Source organism: Paenibacillus sp. J22P59, from assembly GCF_059383895.1.
The window spans coordinates 145106-160007 of record NZ_JBXENX010000003.1 but is presented as its reverse complement, the minus strand read 5'-3'; the positions used below and the strand labels follow the sequence as shown (position 1 = coordinate 160007).

General features: G+C 44.1%; 16 protein-coding genes. 1 reads left to right on the top strand and 15 read right to left on the bottom strand.

Annotated features, from left to right (window positions below; translation table 11 throughout):
* Positions 1-2: 2 nt before the first annotated feature.
* The 14 genes from cntC to AC50YO_RS05945 all read right to left on the bottom strand — a co-directional run bounded on the left by cntC (position 3) and on the right by AC50YO_RS05945 (position 12560).
* Positions 3-896, bottom strand: a complete 894-nt coding sequence (cntC, locus tag AC50YO_RS06010; protein ID WP_494844450.1) for a staphylopine uptake ABC transporter permease subunit CntC — start codon at positions 894-896, stop codon at positions 3-5.
* A complete protein-coding gene (opp1B, locus tag AC50YO_RS06005) occupies positions 897-1829 on the bottom strand; it encodes a nickel/cobalt ABC transporter permease (protein WP_494844448.1) in 933 nt (310 codons plus the stop codon).
* 21 nt (positions 1830-1850) lie between these two features.
* Positions 1851-3458 carry a staphylopine-dependent metal ABC transporter substrate-binding lipoprotein gene (gene cntA / locus AC50YO_RS06000; protein ID WP_494844446.1) on the bottom strand — a complete coding sequence of 536 codons (1608 nt, stop codon included), beginning with the start codon at positions 3456-3458 and terminating at the stop codon, positions 1851-1853.
* The gene (locus tag AC50YO_RS05995; RefSeq protein ID WP_494844444.1) at positions 3455-4765 is read right to left on the bottom strand and encodes an opine metallophore biosynthesis dehydrogenase; all 1311 of its coding nucleotides are present in this window, start codon (positions 4763-4765) and stop codon (positions 3455-3457) included. Before AC50YO_RS05995 ends, cntA begins: the two co-directional genes overlap by 4 nt.
* Positions 4766-4794: 29 nt before the next feature.
* Entirely contained in the window at positions 4795-5589 is a 795-nt protein-coding gene (locus AC50YO_RS05990) for an SAM-dependent methyltransferase (protein ID WP_494844443.1), read from the bottom strand.
* Between the two features lie 27 nt (positions 5590-5616).
* On the bottom strand, positions 5617-6450 hold the full coding sequence (locus tag AC50YO_RS05985) for a histidine racemase CntK family protein (RefSeq protein ID WP_494844441.1): 834 nt from the start codon (positions 6448-6450) through the stop codon (positions 5617-5619).
* Positions 6451-6805: 355 nt separating this feature from the next.
* The gene (locus tag AC50YO_RS05980; RefSeq protein ID WP_494844439.1) at positions 6806-7204 is read right to left on the bottom strand and encodes a hypothetical protein; all 399 of its coding nucleotides are present in this window, start codon (positions 7202-7204) and stop codon (positions 6806-6808) included.
* 296 nt (positions 7205-7500) lie between these two features.
* Complete coding sequence (locus tag AC50YO_RS05975; RefSeq protein ID WP_494844437.1) at positions 7501-9303, bottom strand: ABC transporter ATP-binding protein; 1803 nt, start codon at positions 9301-9303, stop codon at positions 7501-7503.
* Positions 9290-10099 (bottom strand): MerR family transcriptional regulator, encoded by an 810-nt coding sequence (locus tag AC50YO_RS05970; RefSeq protein WP_494844435.1) that lies wholly within the window; start codon positions 10097-10099, stop codon positions 9290-9292. Before AC50YO_RS05970 ends, AC50YO_RS05975 begins: the two co-directional genes overlap by 14 nt.
* Positions 10100-10215: 116 nt before the next feature.
* Positions 10216-10644: an Rrf2 family transcriptional regulator gene (locus tag AC50YO_RS05965; protein WP_494845291.1), complete on the bottom strand. Its 429-nt coding sequence runs from the start codon at positions 10642-10644 to the stop codon at positions 10216-10218.
* 171 nt (positions 10645-10815) lie between these two features.
* Positions 10816-11247, bottom strand: coding sequence for a TFIIB-type zinc ribbon-containing protein (locus tag AC50YO_RS05960; protein ID WP_494844433.1), 432 nt, complete (start codon positions 11245-11247; stop codon positions 10816-10818).
* A 14-nt stretch (positions 11248-11261) separates the two neighbouring features.
* Positions 11262-11474 (bottom strand): hypothetical protein, encoded by a 213-nt coding sequence (locus AC50YO_RS05955; protein ID WP_494844431.1) that lies wholly within the window; start codon positions 11472-11474, stop codon positions 11262-11264.
* A gap of 114 nt (positions 11475-11588) precedes the next feature.
* A complete protein-coding gene (locus AC50YO_RS05950) occupies positions 11589-11909 on the bottom strand; it encodes a hypothetical protein (RefSeq protein WP_494844429.1) in 321 nt (106 codons plus the stop codon).
* An 81-nt stretch (positions 11910-11990) separates the two neighbouring features.
* Positions 11991-12560, bottom strand: coding sequence for a xanthine phosphoribosyltransferase (locus tag AC50YO_RS05945; RefSeq protein ID WP_494844427.1), 570 nt, complete (start codon positions 12558-12560; stop codon positions 11991-11993).
* A gap of 282 nt (positions 12561-12842) precedes the next feature.
* On the opposite strand from AC50YO_RS05945, the gene AC50YO_RS05940 reads away from it, so the two are divergent.
* Entirely contained in the window at positions 12843-13586 is a 744-nt protein-coding gene (locus AC50YO_RS05940) for a hypothetical protein (RefSeq protein ID WP_494844425.1), read from the top strand.
* Here the strand turns inward: AC50YO_RS05940 and AC50YO_RS05935 are convergent.
* Positions 13573-14847 carry an ArsB/NhaD family transporter gene (locus AC50YO_RS05935; protein WP_494844423.1) on the bottom strand — a complete coding sequence of 425 codons (1275 nt, stop codon included), beginning with the start codon at positions 14845-14847 and terminating at the stop codon, positions 13573-13575. The two genes, AC50YO_RS05940 and AC50YO_RS05935, sit on opposite strands and share 14 nt — an antisense overlap.
* Positions 14848-14902 lie beyond the last annotated feature (55 nt).

Below are 14902 nucleotides of genomic sequence, written 5' to 3'. Positions count from 1 at the left end.
AATCAAGCCACCTCTTTTCCTTGAAGCTTGGAAGCGGCAGCAGTCCCCTGTCCTAACAGCTTATATTTGGAGGTTAGTAATTTAGGATCTAATGCAACTTGAAGCGCATCCGACAAAAAATTGACCGCCGATACAACAATGATAATGGTTAAACCCGGCGCCAGCATAAACTCCGGCCTTGAGAACATGACTTCTCTTGCCTCATTCAGCATCATACCCCACTCCGCATTCGGAGCTTGAATGCCTAATCCGAGGAATGAAAAACCTGATAATTGCAAAATCATCGAACCGAAAGAGCTGCTTGAAATGACCGCAATGTCCGGAAGCGAAACAGGAACGATATGCTTCGCCATAATTTTGATATCGCTGATACCCAGCGCTTTGGAGAACTTTACATAGTCGGATTCGGCATACTGCATCACAGATGTTCTGATGATTCGAGCAAACCATGCCCATTTCATCAATACAAAGGCAATCAATATATTTTCAAGGCCCACTCCCAGAATGCCGATCACAGCCAATGTCATCACATATCCAGGAAAAGAAAGCATCACATCACATACCCTCATTACGATGGCATCCGTTCTCCCTCTAAAGTAGCCTGCTGCAAAACCGAGAACGGCCCCAATACCTGCCGATATGACCAACGTAACAAGCACCCAAAGGAAACTCGGACGAATCCCAAAAATTAGTCTCGATAAAATGCATCGCCCCAAGTGATCGTTACCTAACAGATATTGCCATGATGCGGCTGCAAACCGAAGCTCCATATGGACCTCTTCGGGGTCATGCGGCGCAAAAAAAGGAGCAAAAATACCGGCGACGAAGGTTATAACAATAATCGATAACGATATAGCGGCTAGCTTATCTTTCAATAGATGCTTTAATCGTTTCATTCAGATATCCTTCCTTAATTTGGGGTTCATCGCCGCATTAATTATATCCGAGACGGTGTTGAACAGAACAAAGGCAACAGCCAGTACGAGGACATATGCCTGAATGATTGGGAAGTCTCTGCCAAGAATGGACTTAACGCTCAGCATCCCTAACCCGGGCCATGCAAATATATTTTCCACAACGACCGTGCTTCCCAGAATAATAGGGATCGCCATGCAAAACGCAGAAATTGCTATTTGCAATGAATTCCTCAAGATATGCATTGTTATTCTCGTCTCTGGCAAGCCGCTTGCCCTGCCATACAGCACATAGTCTTCATTCAAATTGCTTATCATGGAGCTTCTAATCATTCGGAAGTAAATGCCTACATAACTGATTGTAATGACAATAACGGGTAGAACATAGCTTTTGTACGAATCCATCCCACTTGTCGGAAGCAAATCTAAATGTACGGAAAAATACCAGACCATAAGCGCCGCAAGCCAGTAAGGCGGCATAGACGTAAGAAAGGAAGAGACTCCCCTAATCGATTTGTCCATCATCCTTCCTTCTCTCAGTGCGCAGATTACACCCAATACAATTGACAGTGCAATAATGGCAGTCACTGAAATCAACGTCAGCTTTAAGGTATTTAGAAAAGCTGGCGCCAACAATGACCAGACCGGTTTTCCAGTTACATACGAGTTGCCAAAATTGAGCTGCAAGCATGAAACCAGCCATTTCAAATAACGAATTAGAAAGGGCTGGTCCATCCCAAGCGCCGCTTTCGTTTCTGCTATTAATTCATCCGTTATGGTCGGCACACCTTGAGCATGCAATATCACTTCAGCCGGATCTAAAGGAGATAGATTGTTCAGACCAAACGTTAAAAAGGATATAATTAATAGCAAAGGAATTGAAAGGAATAACCTTTTGAAAATATAACTGCCCATAGCAATCCCCCTTGTATGTTTCTACTCAAAGAACATTTGTTCAAATGGCAGCTCATATTGGGTTTGCTTGAATGAGATTCCTTTTAGCTCTTTTGGCGCCATTACTGTAATACTGCCATTCGTAATCGGAATAAAGACGGCTTCATCATGAACGATACCCAAAATATCCGCATACAGCGACTTCCGTGTATTCTCATCTTGGGACATCAACACTTCTTCAATTTTCTCGTACAGCTCATCTGCGTTGGAGATGCCGCTTGTCGTATGGTAATAAGAAGATTCGGAAGTAAAAGCAGAGATTGTACTTTGTGGGTCATAGGCCAACCCCCACGTTTGGTTAAACAGCAGATCATAATCTCCCGCTGCTCTTCTGTTTGCGATGGAAGAAGACTCTTCACCGATAAGCTCCAACTGGGCCCCTATCTTTTTTACTGTATGTTGAATAAATTCAGCCTGCGTTTTTTGAGAGGAGGAATTGACGTCATAGTATAGCTTCATGACTAATTGATTTCCGTCTTTCGTTCTGACCTTACTGCCATTCTCCAGCAGCCAGCCTGCTTTCTCCAAAAGCTGACTTGCTATATCCAGATCAAAGCCGCGTTTCTTTAGCTCAACATTGGCATAATTGACATTAGTTGAAAGGAGAGTATTGGCTGCTGTTTCCGTGCCACTAAAAATCTGCTTGCTGATGGTCTCTCTATCAATCGAGTACCAAATCGCTTCACGAACAGCCCTTTCATGAACTGGACTATCTAATTTACTGCTATTTGCAACGATCATCTTCGTATTCATGGCCTTACTTCTGACAAGCTGAAAGTCACTTGAGTTCATCAACTGATTCATTGCATCCACATCAATACTGTCTGCCCCGCGATCATCTGTAAATATAAAGTTGACCTCTCTTTTTTGCAGTGCTAGAAATGTCGTTTCCCCTGCCGGGAGCACTTTCGCCATAATTTTCTTCACTTTAGGCGCGCCGCCCCAGTAGCTTTCATTGGCTTCGAAGGTGGCATACTGATCGGTTTTATGTTCAGTAAGCTTGTATGGCCCTGTCCCGTTGTAACCACTTACCCCGCCTTTTGTCTCTTCATCAATAAAATTTTGGGGAGAGATGAACACATAAGGTCTAGTCATAGACAATTCAAGCAAGGTCGGATAGTAAGGCTCCGATAGCACCAACTCAACCGTGTACTCATCAAGTATGTTGCAGCTCATGATTTTTGTTGACAGCTTAATCCAGGAATGCTTGCTTGCATTACTTTGTACGGCTTCAATATTCTTCTTCACGGCATCGGCGTTAAACGGCACTCCATCGTGAAATTTCACATCTTTTCTTAGATGAAAAGTATATATCTTCTTATCTTCGGAGACTTCCCAAGAGGCGGCAAGCAAGGGCTTAATTCCATCCTCCGTATTTTCAACTAATGACTCATACACCATCCCCTGTGCCGGCAACGAGCCTGAGTACAAATGGGGATTCATATCATTAATATCTTTTGATGTGGCGTACACCAGCTCTTCTTTTTGATCCGTTGACTCTGTTTTCGCTGCATTACCGCCACTGCATCCTGCCACTAATATAAGTGAAACCATTAGAGTTGTTAGTGAAACAACCATTCTTCTTGTCATGTTATATCCTCCTCTATATCGCCTATTTCACTGCAGATCATCTTCAAATCCTCTTCAAAGCTTTGTACAACGAAGGCATCCGACATCTTCACGCCTTTAATCGCCTGTGCAGCTTCCTCGATCTTATGCTCGTAGGCTGCAATGAATTTATCTATAGTTGGGCAACTGAGGCCAACGAATCTCGCAATGCCTTGTATTATTTTTATCCGATAGTAATCTTCCTTAGGCATTCGGGGAATATCCCAGCATTGTTCCTGGTTGACGAAGATTCGGCGAATGGGAACAGCTGAAAAGTCAAAATATTTCCCTGCCTGATCCGGCTCCGAGAATGGATCGATTAACAGGGATGTATACCGGATATACAATAAGTACTCTTGATGGATCGTTTCCAAATGAAGAAAATTGTCGATATCATGACGCGATAAACTCTCTAATTTGACCGGATAATTATCATCAATCATGAACTTTAGTAAATTAACGCCCTTCATATTCATCTTTTCTATCACCTTTGTTATCTCTTTCCACCCATCCAGCATCTCGCGAATTAAATATTGTGTAATAGGTCCTTCGGGAAACATTTTATAGACATATTTTCTCACAGCCGAATCTCCGAATATGACATTTAGTGAAAAGTCATTCATAAACAACGGCGGATGCACATATAGAGAAATATTTCTCGTTTCCGCCTCGATCGCAGAGCCCATGACCTGCAGAATAATGTCCAATCGTTCGTATAACGCACAGAGCTTTTCAATGTTTGGTGACATGTTGTTAGAGGAGCCAATGAAAACCTTTTTCTTAACCCCTGTCGTAATGACATGATTGGAAGGCTCGCCGTTCATCCAGCGTGTATCGCCAAGATAGGTAGAAAAACTGATGATGTCCACGCTTGGCTGAATAGACTTCATATAATGTCGCACTAAGCTGTTTGAACCAAAGGTCGGAGAAATTAACACTATGCACTTTACTTGCTTTAGCAGTTGATTACTAACTTGTTTCAAAACCTCCATGTACGCATCGGTTGTGACAGAAAGGATCAGCGTATCCCATTGTCCCGTAATCGTTCCATATCCATGATAGACATGATCGACAATGCATTGGCCTTCCATCTGCCGATGCTTTTCATTCTGAATGTTTGCTATAACTTTTCTTTGGCTTTGCTTCAGTGCCGTAAAGAAGGACTGGGAACGAACCGAATCTCTCCCGACCATACCGATACAGCAATTCAAATGTTTTTTTAGCACTACAGCAAGTTGAATGGAAGCAGGACCTGTACCTAATAGTAAGACTCGTTCGAAAGCGCTCATATAAACCTCCTTTTCGATTACCATGCAGTCTATGCTTTTTGATACAAAGCAATATCAAACACATGATCGGGTCGCAATACCATGTCTACCAGTCTCCACTTTTCCTTTGACACCTCTTGCATGGGGTAATTAAAAAGCGACTTCAGCGAATCGCCATATCTCATCGCCACAACGACTTGATCATTTGTTAATGAATATAATTCGTCCAGCAGACCATATTTAATAGATACCGTCGAACTGAAAATAATATGGGTCACATCCTTTATGACGTCCAAATTCTCTATCGCCACACGCTCTAAACGGATGTTTAATCCATTTCCTAATCTACTCACCACGCTTCTTCCAAGCTCTACAGCTTCCTCATCAATATCGATGCCAATCACTTGTGCACCTGTCTGCTTTGCTATAAATAATGGGGTCATTGGGAACGAGCCCGAGCCAATCAGCAATACGGTGGAATTAGAAGTAACTTGAGAGCTTCCAAATTCTTTCTCAATACAGGACTCTATATTTTTGAAGTAATCAGTCCTGTCAGTCTCCCCATTCAGCAGCTTCAAAGCACGGTATTTCTCCATAATTGCAACGCACAGCGCTGACGTCATCCTTAGGTCATCCACAAGCTGTAGAAACTCGCCAGATGCTTGTCGTTCCAGCTTTGTCCATGATTCCTTATTTTCTTCGTTTGTTATGAAAGTTGAATAGTCGTCTATTACGCTCTCCAACTCTGAGCTATGATGAACTGTACCGTCATATCGATTCGCCAAATCCATAAACCTAGCTTGAAACCCGATCAAACTTTGTTGAAACGGTTCTGTCCTATTCATTCACTTCTCCCCCATATAGTATATTAACTACACGTCGATAAACGCTTTGCCTTGTGCAACGATTCCAACAGATCCTTCAATCTTCAAGCTTGTTAGCTCATCTTGACACCAGTCAGCAGTTACCTGAATCATGCCGCCAGGTTGCTTAACCTGCACTGCAATAGTCCCTTTACTTTTCCAAGCCAGGTAGGCTCCAAGTGAAGCTGTGCCTGACCCGCAGCCCCTCTCCCAAATCATGCTGTCTAGTGGAGGAACATAAATGAGCGGAGCCAATTCCATTGAATTAGATTTAAACAGCAAGATGGCGATTAAGTTGGCCCCTAATGTTACTCCGAGTAGCTTGGCTAATGACTTGGCCCTTTCCCTCTCTACCTTATTGAACTGCTCCACTTCGATTACAATATGGAAGCAATCATCATATCTCACAATGACAATATTCAAATCATCGCCTTCATACCTGACTGTCTTCTGCTCTATTTTTTTCGGGACTGGCATGGCCACTTGACAGAAATACTCTTCTTTGATTTTTCTCACTTGACAGGCGATTAATTGGTCTGTCCCCGAAGCCTCTAATATGATTTCCAATGAATCGTTATGAGGGATTTCTTGTTCGGATGCAATAAAAACGGCCAAGGACATGCAAGCATTACCACAAAACTCACCTCCTGCCATTTGCAGATGTGCAGCAGCTTCGTGTTTATTCGATTCTTCGATAAATCCTACTTGTTCAGCATACACATGATCATAAGCCATCATTTTTGAAGCAATGTGCTTATACTCTTCAACTGAATGATTCGTTTTCACAAGAATAGTCATATTTTGTGTTGGATTGCACTTTACAAAATCGATTCCTCTTATCATCTCAACTACCCTCTAAATAAAATTTTTGATGCAGTGTTCTTTTTGCTTTAGTGTTAATAGTAATCGTAACGATTACTATTAACACTCGGTACATCATACCCATAATCTGGGTCAGTGTCAATATCCTTTTGGAATGAATTAGAAAAAACCTATAGGATCAGCAGACATTAACACGGTAATGTATTAAATAATTTAGACACAAAGAAGGCTGCCGAGAAAGTCTCGGCAGCCTGAGGCCTTCCTAAGAAGGGCCTATCTCATCGCTGCAATACTCATGAATTTACAGAGGTAATAGGCTACAGTAGAGGAAAACCGTTTCTCTACTTAGCTGCGTATAATCCGATTCACTTCTTTCTTATTTATCATTAGATTTCATTGTATATCCGCTTAATTTGGATAAGCTCGCTTTTGTATTTACGTTGGAGCTCGAACTAGAATAAGAGCTTGGGTTTAAGCTGGAGCTGGCGCCTGAGCTCTGAGGAGCAGAAGACTTCTCAGATTTTGCCGATTCCTTTTGCAAGTAATATTGATCATAACCATTTTGCCGAATATCGTGAAGAATCGTAATGATCTCAGCGATTCCAATAACAAATGCGCCGGATATAATTCCGCCAACCCACCAGTATAACGCTACACTCCACTGAAATTCATCGAACAGTTCAGAATTACCCATGTTATAACCAACTATTAATGCACATGCAATTTCAACTATACCAATCCACAATAAAACCTTGCCAATCTTGTTCTCACCCATTCGGATATCCCCCTATCTGTTTATCCATTGATAGTATCATATGGAAGAGGATGGGTCTGTCGAACTATGTCGTTAAATAAAATTATTAGTCACCAAGTCCCGATTCATGATTCACAGTTTTTTATGAATCAGCTGATTACTAAAATAATACTCAACCATCCTACTAATATAGGAAGCATCTGCTCAAATCACGATTTAACTGCTTATTTCATAAATCGTCGCACAGAAAAACGACAGTCTCCAACAAGGTAATCCCTGATCGGAGTCTGCCATTACATTGTAAATTACGCAGCAGCCTAGTTATCTATAAATTGCTGCTGAACAAGCTTGCTATATAGCTCGTGAGTCTGGAGCAGCTCTGCATGGGTGCCTTGTCCTGAAATTTCTCCATCTTCAAGCACGATAATTTTATGGGCATCACTTATGGTTGACAAGCGATGGGCAATAACGAGCGTTGTGCGCCCTTTCATTAATGCTTGCAGCGCCCCTTGCACTTGCTTCTCTGATTCGCTGTCCAAATGTGCCGTCGCCTCATCCAGCAACAATATATCTGGATTTCGCAGAATGGCCCTTGCAATAGCCAGCCTCTGACGCTGCCCACCAGACAGCTTAACTCCACGCTCGCCTACCTCGGTATCCAGTCCTTCTGGCAGCGATTCGAGAAATGCGGTCAGATTTGCTTGCTCCATCGCCTCAAGCATACTGTGCTCAGCAACCTGCTCTAGCCCATAACCTAGATTATGACGAATCGTACCTGCCATCATCGGACTATCCTGAGAAACATAGGCAATTCGTTCCCGCCAAGCTTCCAGCGGCATCAACTCTATTGTCTCGTCCCCATATCGAATCTGCCCTGCTGTCGGGGTATAGAATCGCTCGATAAGCGAGAACAGCGTTGTCTTTCCTGTGCCACTTGGACCAACGAACGCCGTCATCTCACCAGGCTCAATGCGGAAGGATATCCCTCGCAGCAGCGGCCTATCCGCGGAATAGCCGAAGCTTATATCCTCGAACATAATCGCATGCTTCTGCTCGTGAGTGCGGGCACGATCAACTTGTCCACTAGACTCCACAATAACTGTTGATTCTACTGGCTCAGCAAGGAGCTCTATAATACGCTCCGAAGCGCCCATTGCCTTCTGAAACTGTGTGAAGAAGGAGGCCATCTGAGTAAATGGAAATACAATTTGGAACATATATAGGATAATGGCTACGAGATCTCCCATGCTCAGTGTATTTTGGGCAACCCTAATCCCTCCATAGCCGATCAGCATGACGAGAATAAGCAGCATCACTGTCATCATTAACGGAGTGACAATGGATACAATCTTCGCTTCCTGCAAGCCGAAGCGGAACAGCTTCATAATGCGAAGCTTGCCCTGCTGCTGCTCAACAGGCTCAGCGAGAGATGACTTCACAAGTCGAATATCCGACAAGACACGTCCTAGATCACCTTGGAATAACGCGGTCTCATCCTGCATAGATTTCGATATTTTGAACATCCGGCTGCCCAGCGGCCATAATACGAGCAAAGAGAGGGGAACCGCAACAAGCATAAGGAGCGTTATTTTCCAATCAATTAATAACAGAATAACTACGCCGCCCACTACCGATATGATGCCGCCCAAAAAGGAGATGACATGACCGATAATAAATTCCTTAATGACGTTCGTATCATTCGTAACCCTGCTCATCGTTTCTCCTGAATGATTACGGTCAAAGAAGGAAACTGGGAGCTTGAGCACCCGATCCCACACCTCGCGGCGCAAGCCGCTGATGACATATTGTCCGACATAAGACATCGTGTAGACTGAAAAGCCGGACATCGCTGTCTGCAAGACGAATATAGAACCGAGCTTTATAATCGTAGCGGTCTGCAGGGCGGCCGCAGATGCCTCTTCAACTAAGCCTTTTGTAAGTAAAGGAATAAACAAGGAGAGAACCGTTTCACCTACTCCAAGAACAATTGCCGCTACTATCAATATTGTCGAGGGCTTATGCCTGGTGATCAAAGATAGAAACTGCGATACGCTAATAGCGGGTCCTTCTTGCTTAACTGTCTTCAATTGTTCTTTCGCTTCAGAATTAGTCTTCCCCATTCGGCATGCTCCTTTCCGATATCATTCCATCCAGTTCTAAATGCTCGAATACTTGACTGAGAAAAGCCTCTTCTTCCGCCGTAAACCCGTTTGGGAAGAGCATCGGATCAACCACACCCAGTGCCATAAGTTGTGCAAGCTCTTCTTCATTCAGCCCCTCAATGACCGATTCTAGTATAGCTTGAACACTGGTCGTCAGCTTCCTGCCGCAATCGAGCACTTCTTTGTCCAACGGATGCTTGCCCAGCTTGTAAAACTCCTTTAATTGGAACAAATCAGCGGCCATTTGCTGCTCAATTGCCTGCTTTTTCTCCTCAGGCATGCCTTCCATATACAGAGCCTTAATGAATGATGGCGGAATTTTGGCCGCGAGCCACTCCTTCTGCGCCTCTTCATGCTGAATATTGTGGATGAACATAAACAAAAGATCACTGTCGATCGACTCTGATCCCTCCACGAGCTTTTGCATCCGCTCAATTGTCCCGATCACTCGTTCCAGCTGTGCCTGCTTTTTCTTGAGCATGTCGTACTGGATGGCAAGAGAATCTTGGATAGGCATATCCGGTTTCCTCAATTGGATCGCGATTTCCTCTAATGTAAAATCCAAATATTTAAGCATTAATATTTTTTGCAGCTGGAACAAATCCGCTTCCCTATAGTAACGATGGCCTTGCGCATTTCGTCCGGAAGGCTTCAATAGCCCTTGCCGATCATAATAACGCAATGCCCGTTCAGTAACACCTGTCCGCTTGGCGAACAAACCTATTGTATACACGGTATCCTTCTCTTTCTCCACTCCATCGCCTCCTCGCTGTTTCCAGTATAGTACTTGACGTAACGTCAAGCGCAACTGTTATTTTCAAATAAAAAAGCACCCCTCGCCTTCAAGGAATGCTTATCGCTATGCGGCATCTAACCTTCCAATTTTCGACTAATAGACGTCGTAATCTGCTCGAGTGTTATGCTCCTTAGCTTCTGCTCCATCGCAAGCTGCGCTTCGGTAAATGCCGCTTCGAGCGAGCCTTGAATATGTCTGCCTACCCCGCAATCCGGGTTAGGCTTGTCATGAATAGCAAATAACTCCTCCTGCGCATCTGTTTGGACCGCCCGGTAAATATCCAGCAGCGTAATCTGCTCTACAGGCCGCGCAATCGTCGCGCCAGCAACTCCGGCATTCGTGCGCACTAGACCAGCCTTATTCAATAACCCTATAATTCGCCGAATCACAACGGGATTCGTGTTGACACTCCCGGCAATAAACTCCGAAGTTACCCGTTCCTCCTTATTGATCTCCAGCAAAGATAAAATATGTACAGCTACAGCAAATCGATTGCTGATCATTCCATCACCCCACTCTAACTCGCCTAGCTTATTCTTATCGAGAATAATATCACATTTTATAATGACATCATACCCGTTGAATAAAGAGAACCATCTGTTAAAAAACTGTAGATTCAGGTCTATCATACAAAAAAAGCTGCTCCAACGAATGCTAGAGCAGCCCCAAATCCCTTATTCGAATAGATCACCGAAAATATCAAGCACTGTTTTTTTCTTCTTGTATGGCTTGTTGCCATAGTTCCCGGCATGACCATACTGCCCATATCCATTCTGCTGCTGTTGACCGTAACCGGGCTGATTGCCGTAGTTCGGCTGCTGGCCATAGCCAGGCTGATTGCCAAACGGTTGTTGTCCATTAGGGGCATAGTGTTGTTGCCCTAAGCCATTAGGGGCTTGTTGGTCATATCCTGGAGGAGACTGTGGTTGTCCGGTCTGAGTATTGGCTCCATTGTATTCGGCTTGAAACTCCTTAACCCCTTGCATAAGCTTGTCCAGCTCACCGCGGTCAAGCCAAACTCCCTTGCAGTCTGGACAAATATCAATTAGAATACCGTCTTTTTCCACTTCACGCATACGTACATCCGTACATACCGGACACTTCATATCCCTCTCCCCTTTCAGTTGCTTACACTTCGCTGGCTTGAAGCAAGCTCGAACCGATAGGTACGGCTTAGCTTGACCACTCGTCTATTGGCTCTGCGTATGACAACCGATTGGTCATCCCATGCGACTATGATGCCAATAACATCATTCATTTCCATATCGTCACGGACAACGCGAATCAATTCCCCTTGAATACGGTAGTGATCCAATTGTTCTTCGCTAATCAATACGTGCTCACCGCCTTGTCGTTTCTTAAAATCTGTTTGAAAAGAAAAACCTCAATAAACCTTAGATAAGTTTATTGAGGTTACCGTATTCTATACAAGCGTGCAGCCTAACTATTAACCAACATGCTCCTTGGAATCATTCGTCTCATACCATTCATCCAGTACACGAGAAGACATCACGCGAGAAGCAATATAGGCAACCTGACGCTCCGTAAATTCCTCGCGCCATTCCATCTCAAGCTCTTCACATAGCTTAACAATCGTCAATAATTCCGACCAAGCTACATAACGTTTGTACCAGAAAAATTGCGGATGCTCAATCATATAAGGATACAAATCATCAAATTCCGTATGCTTGCAATCAAGTGCGCGTTCAAAATGGACCTTCGCAGCACTCAATTTCCCATTCATAAATTCAGCAGATAAGTTCACCATTGTTTCTGCCTCCTCTTTCGTCGCTTATGACTATTATAAATTAAATTAAAATGCCGGAAAAGAGCTTAATACTGGAACCTGCTACTCAAAAATAATTTGCCCGTTCTCTAATGAAGAAATTTTGACTAACGGCTCTACGCGTATCCCTTGCTCCCGCAGTGTTCTGCCGCCTGCTTGGAATGACTTCTCTACGACGATCCCGAGCGCTACCAGCTCTGCACCTGATCTCTCGATAATTTTAATTAATCCTCTAGCCGCATCGCCGTTAGCAATAATATCGTCGATGAACAAGACTCTGTCTTCTTGCGTCAAGAACTGTTTGGATACCATAATATCCGTTACCATACCTTTCGTGAAGGAAGGCACTCGTTCTATATAAGCCTCGGTATCTGCGATCAGCGTTTTTTTGCGGCGAGCAAATACGAGCGGCACGCCAAGGACATACGCCGCTGCAAAAGCAGCTGGAATCCCTGAAGATTCTATTGTGATTACCTTTGTAATTTTCTCATCGGCGAACCTTCTCGCGAATTCATGTCCCATTTCCATTGTCAACGCGGGATCGACCTGGTGGTTGATCAAAGAATCCAGCCTCAGCACATTGTCTGACAACACCGATGCTTGTTGTAAAATACGTTCCTTTAGAATATCCATAGTATTCCCTTCCCTCCACCAAAATCCCTTTTCGATAACGTACCATAGGAAAGGTAAAAAACGCAACCCGTTAAGCATAATCAGCACTGGGTTCGTCTATGAGGGAAATATTGGGGTACTTAAAGGGCATCCATAAATATACCAACGAAAGAAAATGATGTTTTTTCGATAAAAATGAGGATTTCCAGAAACTTTTACCAATTATGGGCGTCTGTTTATATAGGACCTAACTATACCCTTTTCCAATATAACTTTACCCTCATACAAGGAGTGTTAACCAATATGAAAAATGCCAATCGGCGATCATATCCTATATCCAAATGGGCAGCAATAGTGGCGATTACTATGCTTGCGGCTGGCTGCTCCAATACTCCACAGCCTGGGCCAGTATCCACTTCCGGAATTTCTGCCCCGCCAGCCGGCGGCACTTATCTATCTGGAGATACCCCTCAAAAAAACTATTTGGATAATCATCTGGAGAAAGTCGAGCCTGTCCAGCCAAGCCTTGAACCTGATGATGCTACAACCGATCTTGGCGGTCAGACGATCGCTGAGTCAACCAATACGACGAATAGCAGCAGTACCAAGACTGTAGTCGCTGCTCCTGAGAACGCTGAGCAGCAATGGAATGCCGAGAAGCCTGCACTGCTAGGACTAAAGATCGGCGACGCCAAGGCCAAGGCAGTTAAGCAATTAGGTAAGTCCGCTGACATCTATAGTATTGAAGCAGAGGATGCAAAGGATGTCATTGAAGTGCATGAATATCAAGGCTTCGCAATTGGCTTGAACAAAAGCTCGACCATTCAGTATATCGAAGTGTATGACAAAGCAGTCACAACAGAGCTGAATGGCATCCGCATTGGGGATAAGCCGGACACTGTTGTGAAGAAGCTCGGCAAGCCCAAAACGCAGAACAGCTACATCATTACATACGAAGGCAAAGATGCCCTCCTTAAGATTGATCTCGACTCAGAACGCAACAAAATTGTTTCTATTAAGCTGTTGAAGCAATCTAGCTCCAGTTAACCAGCCACAGAACGAATAAAGCAGTCAATAGAATGGGCAATGTAAACAACAAGCCATACTTTGTATACTCTCGCCAGGTAATGCGAATTCCCCCCTGACGAAGAAGCTGAATCCATAACAACGTTGCTAACGAACCGATCGGTGTAAGCTTCGCTCCAACTGCTGCGCCCAGCAAGCTCGCTTGAGGCAAATAGTCGGGGCCATTCATTTGGACGATTGCAAGGGACGAGATCAGCACTGCCGGCAAGTTATTAATGACAGAGGCCAGCAGTGAGAACAGAACACCCGCTCCCATTATGCCAATGAATTCATGCTGCTCAGCGAGCAGCGTCAATAACTTAGGAAGCCACGCTGCTGCCCCATGTATGTGCAGAGCATACACAATCAAGTTCATCGACAAAGCAAATACAATAATAAGCCATGGGGCGCGCATCACCGTTTGCTTGAACGGAGCGCGCCCTACTGCTGCTGCTGCAATCCACTGAATTGTCGCGCCGCTTATCGCTACTGTAGCTGCCGGTATGCCATCCGAATACAAATAACCTGCCATCATGAGTGCAATGAGAACCCATGAAACACGAAACAAGCGCCAATCTCCAATAGCTGATTGCGGACTAGGGAACAGAGATTTGCCCTCTTTATGAGAATCAGCAGCTAGAGTCTTCTTGAAAAAGATACCCGTTACGACCAGAGTCGCTGCAATGGCTGCCAAGCCTGGCAACAGCATGCTAGAAGCATATTGTCCGAATGAAAGCTCGAAAAAATCCGCTGTTAATAAATTCGTAAGATTGCTCATCATTAAAGGTGCGCTCGCAGTGTCCGCCATAAATCCAATTCCGATTAAATAGGCAAGCCGACCGCCCCTGCTTAATCCTAGCAAGGCTGTGACCTCAAGCACGATAGGCACCATAATGAGAATCGTTCCATCATTATTGAATAAAAGTGTAATGGCTGCTGCAAGAAGCGACAGTAAAATAAAAAGAAGCATTCGACGATTGTGATAGCGATGTACGATATGTAAAGCAGCCCATCGAAAAAAACCGTTATAGTCTAGTAATGCTGTGAAAATCATAACCCCGATCAAGGTGAACGTCGCATTCCACACAAAGCCCCATATATAGGACACGTCCTCTGGCTTCAGCAATTGCAGAGCTAATAGAAGAATGGCCCCTGCCATTGCGGTGAATGCTTCCTGCCAAGGCTTAATCAGAATTAGAGTAAGCGCCGCTATAAATATAATAATGGATAAGAACATAGCCATGTCTGATATTAACCGCCTTTAGGTATAGGACTTACAATGAACTTACTGTCATGCT

Excerpts from the sequence above, each read along its gene's own strand:
- cntC (WP_494844450.1), bottom strand. The coding sequence starts at position 896 with ATGAAACGATTAAAGCATCTATTGAAAGATAAGCTAGCCGCTATATCG.
- opp1B (WP_494844448.1), bottom strand. The coding sequence starts at position 1,829 with ATGGGCAGTTATATTTTCAAAAGGTTATTCCTTTCAATTCCTTTGCTA.
- cntA (WP_494844446.1), bottom strand. The coding sequence starts at position 3,458 with ATGACAAGAAGAATGGTTGTTTCACTAACAACTCTAATGGTTTCACTT.
- AC50YO_RS05995 (WP_494844444.1), bottom strand. The coding sequence starts at position 4,765 with ATGAGCGCTTTCGAACGAGTCTTACTATTAGGTACAGGTCCTGCTTCC.
- AC50YO_RS05990 (WP_494844443.1), bottom strand. The coding sequence starts at position 5,589 with ATGAATAGGACAGAACCGTTTCAACAAAGTTTGATCGGGTTTCAAGCT.
- AC50YO_RS05985 (WP_494844441.1), bottom strand. The coding sequence starts at position 6,450 with ATGATAAGAGGAATCGATTTTGTAAAGTGCAATCCAACACAAAATATG.
- AC50YO_RS05980 (WP_494844439.1), bottom strand. The coding sequence starts at position 7,204 with ATGGGTGAGAACAAGATTGGCAAGGTTTTATTGTGGATTGGTATAGTT.
- AC50YO_RS05975 (WP_494844437.1), bottom strand. The coding sequence starts at position 9,303 with ATGGGGAAGACTAATTCTGAAGCGAAAGAACAATTGAAGACAGTTAAG.
- AC50YO_RS05965 (WP_494845291.1), bottom strand. The coding sequence starts at position 10,644 with ATGATCAGCAATCGATTTGCTGTAGCTGTACATATTTTATCTTTGCTG.
- AC50YO_RS05960 (WP_494844433.1), bottom strand. The coding sequence starts at position 11,247 with ATGAAGTGTCCGGTATGTACGGATGTACGTATGCGTGAAGTGGAAAAA.
- AC50YO_RS05950 (WP_494844429.1), bottom strand. The coding sequence starts at position 11,909 with ATGGTGAACTTATCTGCTGAATTTATGAATGGGAAATTGAGTGCTGCG.
- AC50YO_RS05945 (WP_494844427.1), bottom strand. The coding sequence starts at position 12,560 with ATGGATATTCTAAAGGAACGTATTTTACAACAAGCATCGGTGTTGTCA.
- AC50YO_RS05940 (WP_494844425.1), top strand. The coding sequence starts at position 12,843 with ATGAAAAATGCCAATCGGCGATCATATCCTATATCCAAATGGGCAGCA.
- AC50YO_RS05935 (WP_494844423.1), bottom strand. The coding sequence starts at position 14,847 with ATGGCTATGTTCTTATCCATTATTATATTTATAGCGGCGCTTACTCTA.